The sequence below is a fragment of the Kitasatospora sp. NPDC059146 genome, assembly GCF_042786665.1.
Lineage (GTDB): Bacteria > Actinomycetota > Actinomycetes > Streptomycetales > Streptomycetaceae > Kitasatospora.
On record NZ_JBHZCY010000159.1, the window covers coordinates 1 to 7,294 of the forward strand.

A 7,294-nucleotide genomic window follows, 5' to 3' on the forward strand; every position below is an offset into this window, starting at 1 on the left:
GTCCTGCTACTCCTCGACGAGGAGCTTCTCCCGCAGCTGGGCCAAGGTCCGGGCCAGCAGGCGGGACACGTGCATCTGGGAGATCCCCACCTCGGCGGCGATCTGCGACTGGGTCATGTTCCGGAAGAACCGCAGCACCAGGATCTTCTGCTCCCGGGGCGGCAGTTGGGCCAGCAGGGGCTTGAGCGACTCGCGGTACTCGACGCCCTCCAGTGCCTCGTCGGTGGCGCCCAGGGTGTCCGCCACGGCCGGCGACTCGTCGTCGCTGTCCGGGACGTCCAGGGACAGCGTGGAGTACGCGTTGGCGGACTCCAGGCCCTCCAGCACGTCCTCCTCGGAGATGCCCAGGTGCTCGGCCAGCTCGTGCACCGTGGGGGAGCGGCCGTGCCGCTGGGAGAGCTCGCTGGTCGCCGTGGTGAGCGACAGCCGCAGCTCCTGGAGGCGGCGCGGGACGCGCACCGCCCACCCCTTGTCGCGGAAGTGCCGCTTGATCTCGCCGACGATGGTCGGCGTCGCGTAGGTGGAGAACTCGACCCCGCGCTCGTGGTCGAAGCGGTCCACCGACTTGATCAGTCCGATGGTGGCGACCTGGGTCAGGTCGTCCAGCGGCTCACCCCGGTTGCGGAACCGCCGGGCCAGGTGCTCGACCAGCGGGATGTGCATCCGGACCAGCTGGTTGCGCAGCTCCACGCGCTCCGGGGAGCCCTCGGGCAGCGCGGCCAGCCGGACGAACAGCGCGCGGGCGGCCTCCCGGTCCGGTGCGCCGGTGCGGTGCGAGCCCTGGGCGGGCACGGCGCCGTGCAGGTCCGCGCCCTCCGCCGCCGGTTCCGGCGGGGGAGTGGAGGCGGGCGTCGGCTCAGACGTCGGCTCGGTCGGGTGGCTCATCCGGTGGGCGTCCTTCGGGTGCGCTTCGTCGTTGGCGGCGAGGCCGGAAACGCTCGCCTGGGTCGGTACGGCAGGTCCCGCCGTCGCGAGGCCGGTACGGTCCAGATCACTCACGGCCATTCCCCCGTTCCGTTCCGGGAGCACCGGGGCCGTCGGCCCCGGCATCGTCTCGTTGGTCGTACCGCCGGTGGGCGGTACCGGGAGCCGCCCACCGGCCCCGGGTGGGGTGCGGCGGACGGCCCTTGCAGGGTGCTGCTGCTCGGTGCCCGGTCAGTGGGCGGCGGACCCGCCGCGCTTCTTGTGCAGGCTGATCGTCACGGTGTTGTCCTCGGCGACCGAGGAGTCCACCTCGCCGGCCAGCGCGGAGAGCACCGTCCACGCGAAGGTGTCGCGTTCGGGCGCCTTGCCGTCCGTGGTCGGAGCGGAGACCGTCACCTTGAGCGAGTCGCCGACCAGCCGGAACTCGCAGGACAGGACGGAGCCGGGCACCGCCTGCTGGAGCAGGATGGCGCAGGCCTCGTCCACCGCGATCCGCAGGTCCTCGATCTCGTCGAGGGTGAAGTCCAGCCGGGCGGCAAGCCCGGCCGTCGCTGTTCGCAGCACGGAGAGGTAGGCCCCTGCCGCGGGCAGCCGGACCTCCACGAAGTCCTGAACTCCGAGATCGCTGTCGATCTGGGACACCCTTGCCTCCTGGGTGACGCGCTGTGCTTGCTTGGTACCCCCGAGGGGGCGTCCTCCGCACCCGGTGCGGGAGTTACTCATGGTAAGGCATTGCGACGCAGGGTGGCAGGGGCTTTGCCCCTACTCCGTGCGTGGGTTCAACGCTTCCCGGCGGCCGTGAGTGCCTCATCGGTGAGCCGGTAGACCGTCCACCCGTTCATCGGCACCGCGCCGAGCGAGCGGTAGAAGTCGATCGAGGGCTGGTTCCAGTCCAGCACCGACCATTCGACCCGGGCGTAGCCGCGCTCGACGGCGATCCTCGCCAGCTCCAGCAGGAGCGCCTTGCCGTGGCCGCCGCCGCGGGCCTGCGGGCGGACGTAGAGGTCCTCCAGGTAGATCCCGTGGGTGCCGCGCCAGGTCGAGAAGTTGAGGAACCAGAGCGCGAAGCCGACCGGTTCGCCGGTGGCCGGGTCCTCCGCGATCAGGCCGAACAGCGCCGGGGCGGCGCCGAACAGCGCCTCGCGCAGCTGCTCCTCCGTGGCCACCGCCTCCTGGGGGGCCTTCTCGTATTCCGCGAGCTCACGGATCATGGCCAGGACGACGGGAACGTCGGTGACGACGGCGGTGCGGATCATGCCGCGAGCCTACTGCGCGGGCCCCGCCCGGGCCCAGGGCCGGAGCGGGGTCCGATCGTCGGTCGCGCCGGTCAGCGGGCCGGGACGGTGCGCAGGAACCCGGCCAGGGTGCTGATCGCGGCCGGGTTGCGCGGGCTCTCGACCAGGTCGACGTAGTCCATGACGAAGATCCGGTCGTTCCTGATCGCGGCGACGTTCGCCAGCGGCGGGAAGGACTTGAGGAACGTCCGCTTCTCCTCGGCGCCCGGGGTCGCGTAGTTGTTGATCACGATCACCTCGGGGTCGCGCTGCACCACGCTCTCCCAGCCGGCGGTGACCCAGGTGTCCGCGAGGTCGCCCATGACGTTGGTCCCGCCGGCCTTCGCGATGATCTCGTTCGCGGCGGCGAACTTCCCGGCGGTGTACGGCTTGTCCTGCCCGCTGTCGTACAGGAAGACGGACGGGCGGCGCTCCGGCTGCGGCACGGCGGCGATGGTGGCCCTGGACTCGGCGATCAGCTTGTCCGCGCGGTCCTCGACGTCGAAGATCGCGCCCAGGTTGGCCAGGTCGGTGTAGAGCGCCTCCAGCGGGTCCATCACCCCGCGCTCGGAGCCCTTGCCGCTGCGGCAGGACTCGCTGAGCACGTAGGAGTCCACGCCGAGCGCCTTGAACGCCTGCGGGGTGACCCCGGTGCCCTCGTCGAAGCCGTAGTGCCAGCCGGCGAACACCAGGTCGGCCTTGGCGTCCAGGGCGATCTCCTTGGTGAGCACCTTCTTGGAGAGCCAGTCGGTCTGCCGGTAGCCGTCCTTCCAGGCCACCTTGTCGACCTGCCCCTTGTCGTCGGGCATCACGTAGCCGGCCATCCGGTCGGCGAGGCCGAGGGAGAGCATCAGTTCGGTGATGTTGACGTCGTTGGTCACCACCCGGGCGGGCTTCTGCGCGAAGGTGAGCCGCTCGCCGCAGTTCGTCACGGTCACCGGGTAGTGGCCGGAGGCGGTGGCGGCGCCGGGGCGGGGGGCGATCTCGGCGCCGCAGGCGGTCAGCCCGAGGGTGAGCAGGGCGGTGGCGGCAACGGCCTTGGTGCGCATACGGGTTCCTTCGGATCGGAACGGTCCCGGGGATTCGCGGGGGGTCAGGCGAGACGGTCGAACAGCAGCTGGAGGGCGCCGGTCCCGGGGTGGCGGACGGGGGTGGCCCGGACGCCGAACACCTCGGCCAGCAGTTCGGGGCGGAGCACCTCGTGGGGCTCGCCGGCGGCGACGATCCGGCCGGCCTCCAGCACGTACAGCCGGTCGCAGTGGCCCGCCGCCAGGTTGAGGTCGTGCAGGGCGGTGAGCACCGTCGGCCCGGCCTCGCGGGCGAGCGCCAGCACCTCCAACTGGTGGGCGATGTCGAGGTGGTTGGTGGGCTCGTCCAGCACCAGCAGGCGCGGTTCCTGGACGAGGGCGCGGGCGATCAGCACCCGCTGCTTCTCGCCGCCGGACAGGCTCGGGAAGGCGCGTTCGGCGAGGTGGTCGGCCCGGACCCGGCGCAGCGCGGCGGCGCAGCGCTCCCGGTCCCCGGCGGTCGGGCCGGCGGCGAGGCCGCGCCGGTGCGGCAGCCGGCCCATGGCGACCACCTCGGCCACCGTGAACTCGAACTCGGCGGGGTGCTCCTGGGTCAGCGCGGCCACCCGGCGGGCGGTGTCGCGGGCGGTGAGCGCGTGCAGGTCGTCGCCGGCCAGCCGGACGGTCCCGCCGGCCGGGCGCAGCACCCGGTAGACGCAGCGCAGCAGGGTCGACTTGCCGCTGCCGTTCGGGCCGATCAGTCCGATCACCTGCCCGGCGGCGGCCGTCAGGCTCACCTCGTGGACCAGCCGGGCGCCGGCCAGTTCCACCGAGACGCCGTCGACGCGCAGGTCCTCCGCGCCGGTCGAAGGGGTCGGGCCCGTCATCGCCGGCCTCCGAAGGCCTGGCCGCGGCGGCGCATCATCAGCAGGAAGGCGGGCACCCCGAGCACCGCGGTGAACACCCCGACGGGCAGTTCGGCGGGCGCCAGCAGGGTGCGGGAGGCGATGTCCACCCAGACCAGCAGCAGCGCCCCGGCGAGCGGCGCGATCACCAGCACCCGGCGGTGCCCGGCGCCGACCAGCATCCGGGCCAGGTGCGGCATCAGCAGTCCGACGAAGCCGATCGCCCCGCTGACGGCGACCACGGTGCCGGTGACGGCGGCGGTGACCACGAACAGTTCCCGGCGCAGCCGGTCGGGGTCGACGCCGAGCGAGGCGGAGGTCTCGTCGCCCATCGCGAGCGCGTCCAACCGTCCGGCGGCGCAGGCCAGGTAGGCCAGTCCGGCCAGGACGGTGGCGGCCGCGATCGGCACCGAGCCCCAGGTGGCGCCGCCGAGGCTGCCGAGCAGCCACATCATGGCGTCCCGGGCGGCCTCGGCGTGGTCGGCGGAGAAGACCATCAGGGTGGTCAGGGCGGAGAAGCCGTAGGAGAGCGCGGTGCCGGTGAGCACCAGCCGCAGCGGGGTGAGCCCGTACGCGGTGCGGGCGGCGAGGTAGACCAGCACCATGGCGAGCAGCGCGGAGCCGAACGCGGAGACCGAGATCGCCCACACCCCGAGCGAGGCGAAGGCGCCGAGCAGCAGGACGGCGTTGGCGCCGACGGCGGCGCCGGAGGAGATGCCCAGGACGAAGGGGTCGGCGAGGGCGTTGCGCACCAGGGCCTGGACGGCGACCCCGGTGGCGGCGAGCCCGCCGCCGACCACGGCGGCCAGCAGGGTGCGCGGCAGCCGCAGCTCCCAGACGATTGCGTACGCCGCCGCGTCGCTCGCGTCCAGCCGTCCGCCGGTCAGCCCGGCGCCCAACAGTCGCAGGACGTCCGGGAGTTCGATTCCGGAGGCGCCGAGCGCGACGCCGCAGACCAGGGAGAGCAGCAGGGCGGCGGCGAGGCCGAGGGCGAGCGGGAGGGTCGGTATTCGGCGGACGGGGTCACTCACGGGCGGGCGCGCCTTGCCTCGGGCCGCGGGTGTGCCGGGGCGGGCGCCGGCCGGGGCCGGGCCCGGGCGCCTTCCCCTCGCAGTCCACGGCGAGTTGTCGGGAGTTCAGCGGCCGGGGGCGATCGGGCTGGCCCGGCCCCGGGACCGCGGGCCGTGCTCACCGTTGCGGGTCAGCGCCGGATTCTCACCGGACTTCCCCCTCGGACGCCCTGGCAGCATAACAGCCACTCAGGGTAGGCAACCCTTACCGGGGTCCGTTCCCGGGGCGGGGGCACGGGAACGCACGACCGCCCCCGTCCGACGGTGCGGACGGGGGCGGCCGGGTGGCGACGCGTCAGGCTCAGGCCTGCTTGGTCTCCCAGAAGATCTTGTCGACCTCGGCGATCAGGTCCAGCAGGGCCTGGCCGGTGGCCGGGTCGGTGGACGCCTTGGCGGCCGAGGCGGCCTTCAGGGTGTCGTTGATCAGCTGGTGCAGCTGCGGGTACTTCTCGAAGTGCGGGGCCTTGAAGTAGTCGCTCCACAGCACCGAGATGTGGTGCTTGACGGCCTCGGCGCGCTGCTCCTTGATGATGATGGCGCGGGCGCGGAAGTGCGGGTCCTCGTTGGCCTGGTACTTCTCCTGGGTGGCCTTGACCGACTCGGCCTCCAGCTTGGCCTGGGCGGGGTCGTAGACACCGCACGGCAGGTCGCAGTGGGCGTGAGCAGTGGCACGCGGTGCAAACAGACGAGAGAACATGGGAGTCCTTCCTTAGATCGTCTTCCCGCGCCCGAGATTACCCTTCCGGCCTCCGGGTTTCGCGGCCGGGCGGTGGGCCTAGGGCGAAAGACGGACCCGGAACCGGGGTAATCCGGACATCGAACGGATGACGGTCCGTACGGCAGACTGGGGCGGTCGGTCCGGGAGGAGGAGCCATGGCGCGGAGCGCGGAGCCGCAGGGCGGCGGGCAGGGCGGCGCGGTGCCGTTCGGGCTGGTCGACGTGACGGGCCCGTCGATGGTCCCGACCCTGCGCGAGGGCGACCGGCTGCTGGTCCGCTACGGGGCGCCGATCCGGCCCGGCGCGGTGGTGCTGTTCCGGCACCCGTTCCAGCAGGACCTGCTGGTGGTGAAGCGGGCCGCCGAGCGCCGCCCGAAGGGCTGGTGGCTGCTGTCCGACAACCGTCCGGTGGACAGCGACAGCCGCAGCTACGGCCCGGTCCCGGACGAGCTGGTGCTCGGCCGGGTGCTGCTGCGGCTGCGGCCGAGCCCCGCCTGGCTGGCGCCGGGCCGCGGGCTGGAGCGGCTGCTGCTCGGCCCCCGGCTGGCCCGGGTGCCGGGCCTGGCCCGGCGGTTCGGGGTCTTCGTCGACGAGCTCTGAGCCCCGGCCGGCTACTGCCCGGTGCCCAGCGCGGCCTCGGCCTCCAGCCGCTTGCGGGCCCGGTACGCGGCGACGTTGGCGCGGGTCGCGCAGCGGTCGGAGCAGTAGCGGCGGGAGCGGTTGGTCGAGGTGTCCAGGTAGGCGTTGCGGCACGGCGCGGCCTGGCAGATGCCGAGCCGGTCGGCGCCCAGTTCGGTGAGGTGCACGGCCAGGCCCATGCAGGCGACGGCGCTGAAGTGCGCGGTGGCGGTGGGCGAGTTGTCGGCCAGGTGCAGGTGCCAGCGCGGCCGGCCGGCGTCGTCCAGGTAGTCGTGCCCGGAGACCAGCGGGCTGACGGGGTACTCCATCAGCAGGCTGTTCAGCAGGTCGACGGACCGGATCTCGTCCCCCTCGGCGGCGGCCTCGAACACTCCGCGCAGCCTGGTCCGCACCGCCCGCAGCCGGGGCACGTCGGACTCGTCGGCCAGCGCGGCGGCGCGGGAGGAGTCGGAGAAGAGGGCGCGCACGGCGTCCACCGAGGTCAGCGTGTCGGTGCCGCGCTCGGGTTCCTCGGTGTTCACCAGCCGAACGGCGAGGTCGGCGTACGAGGCGAGCTCCACGGCGGTCCTTCCAGTGGTTGCGTAACGGGCCCGGATGGTTCCGGTAACGGGCTGGGCGCTTCCAGCCTATTACCCGGCTGGGGAAAACGTCGGCGCCCCGCCGGAAGTCGTCTGCCGGGCGCCGCCCGGACGGGCGCAGAGGAACGTGGAGTGGGAGGCCCTGGGGCGCTCGTGGTGGGGGTTGGTGAGCACCGCCCG

At 73.3% G+C, this 7,294-nt stretch carries 9 protein-coding genes and 1 riboswitch; of the genes, 1 reads left to right on the forward strand and 8 read right to left on the reverse strand.

The features are described 5' to 3' along the window. Positions 1–6: 6 nt before the first annotated feature. The 7 genes from ACFXPX_RS39060 to sodN all read right to left on the reverse strand — a co-directional run bounded on the left by ACFXPX_RS39060 (position 7) and on the right by sodN (position 5,877). Positions 7–999 (reverse strand): RNA polymerase sigma factor SigF, encoded by a 993-nt coding sequence (locus ACFXPX_RS39060; protein ID WP_375896638.1) that lies wholly within the window; start codon positions 997–999, stop codon positions 7–9. A 156-nt stretch (positions 1,000–1,155) separates the two neighbouring features. Further along, positions 1,156–1,566: an anti-sigma regulatory factor gene (locus ACFXPX_RS39065; RefSeq protein WP_360233452.1), complete on the reverse strand. Its 411-nt coding sequence runs from the start codon at positions 1,564–1,566 to the stop codon at positions 1,156–1,158. A 137-nt stretch (positions 1,567–1,703) separates the two neighbouring features. After that, complete coding sequence (locus ACFXPX_RS39070; RefSeq protein ID WP_375896636.1) at positions 1,704–2,180, reverse strand: GNAT family N-acetyltransferase; 477 nt, start codon at positions 2,178–2,180, stop codon at positions 1,704–1,706. A gap of 71 nt (positions 2,181–2,251) precedes the next feature. Further along, positions 2,252–3,247, reverse strand: a complete 996-nt coding sequence (locus ACFXPX_RS39075) for an ABC transporter substrate-binding protein (RefSeq protein WP_380591293.1) — start codon at positions 3,245–3,247, stop codon at positions 2,252–2,254. Between the two features lie 44 nt (positions 3,248–3,291). Further along, the gene (locus ACFXPX_RS39080) at positions 3,292–4,092 is read right to left on the reverse strand and encodes an ABC transporter ATP-binding protein (protein ID WP_380525134.1); all 801 of its coding nucleotides are present in this window, start codon (positions 4,090–4,092) and stop codon (positions 3,292–3,294) included. Then, positions 4,089–5,141, reverse strand: a complete 1,053-nt coding sequence (locus ACFXPX_RS39085) for a FecCD family ABC transporter permease (protein WP_375896628.1) — start codon at positions 5,139–5,141, stop codon at positions 4,089–4,091. Before ACFXPX_RS39085 ends, ACFXPX_RS39080 begins: the two co-directional genes overlap by 4 nt. A 95-nt stretch (positions 5,142–5,236) precedes the next feature. Further along, positions 5,237–5,382: riboswitch (cobalamin riboswitch) on the reverse strand. A gap of 99 nt (positions 5,383–5,481) precedes the next feature. Continuing rightward, complete coding sequence (gene sodN / locus ACFXPX_RS39090) at positions 5,482–5,877, reverse strand: superoxide dismutase, Ni (RefSeq protein WP_045699892.1); 396 nt, start codon at positions 5,875–5,877, stop codon at positions 5,482–5,484. Between the two features lie 176 nt (positions 5,878–6,053). Here sodN and sodX point away from each other — a divergent pair, with 176 nt between their 5' ends. Beyond that, positions 6,054–6,497, forward strand: a complete 444-nt coding sequence (sodX, locus tag ACFXPX_RS39095; protein WP_380525131.1) for a nickel-type superoxide dismutase maturation protease — start codon at positions 6,054–6,056, stop codon at positions 6,495–6,497. Between the two features lie 11 nt (positions 6,498–6,508). Here the strand turns inward: sodX and ACFXPX_RS39100 are convergent, their stop codons facing one another. After that, positions 6,509–7,096 carry a CGNR zinc finger domain-containing protein gene (locus tag ACFXPX_RS39100; protein WP_375896623.1) on the reverse strand — a complete coding sequence of 196 codons (588 nt, stop codon included), beginning with the start codon at positions 7,094–7,096 and terminating at the stop codon, positions 6,509–6,511. Positions 7,097–7,294 lie beyond the last annotated feature (198 nt).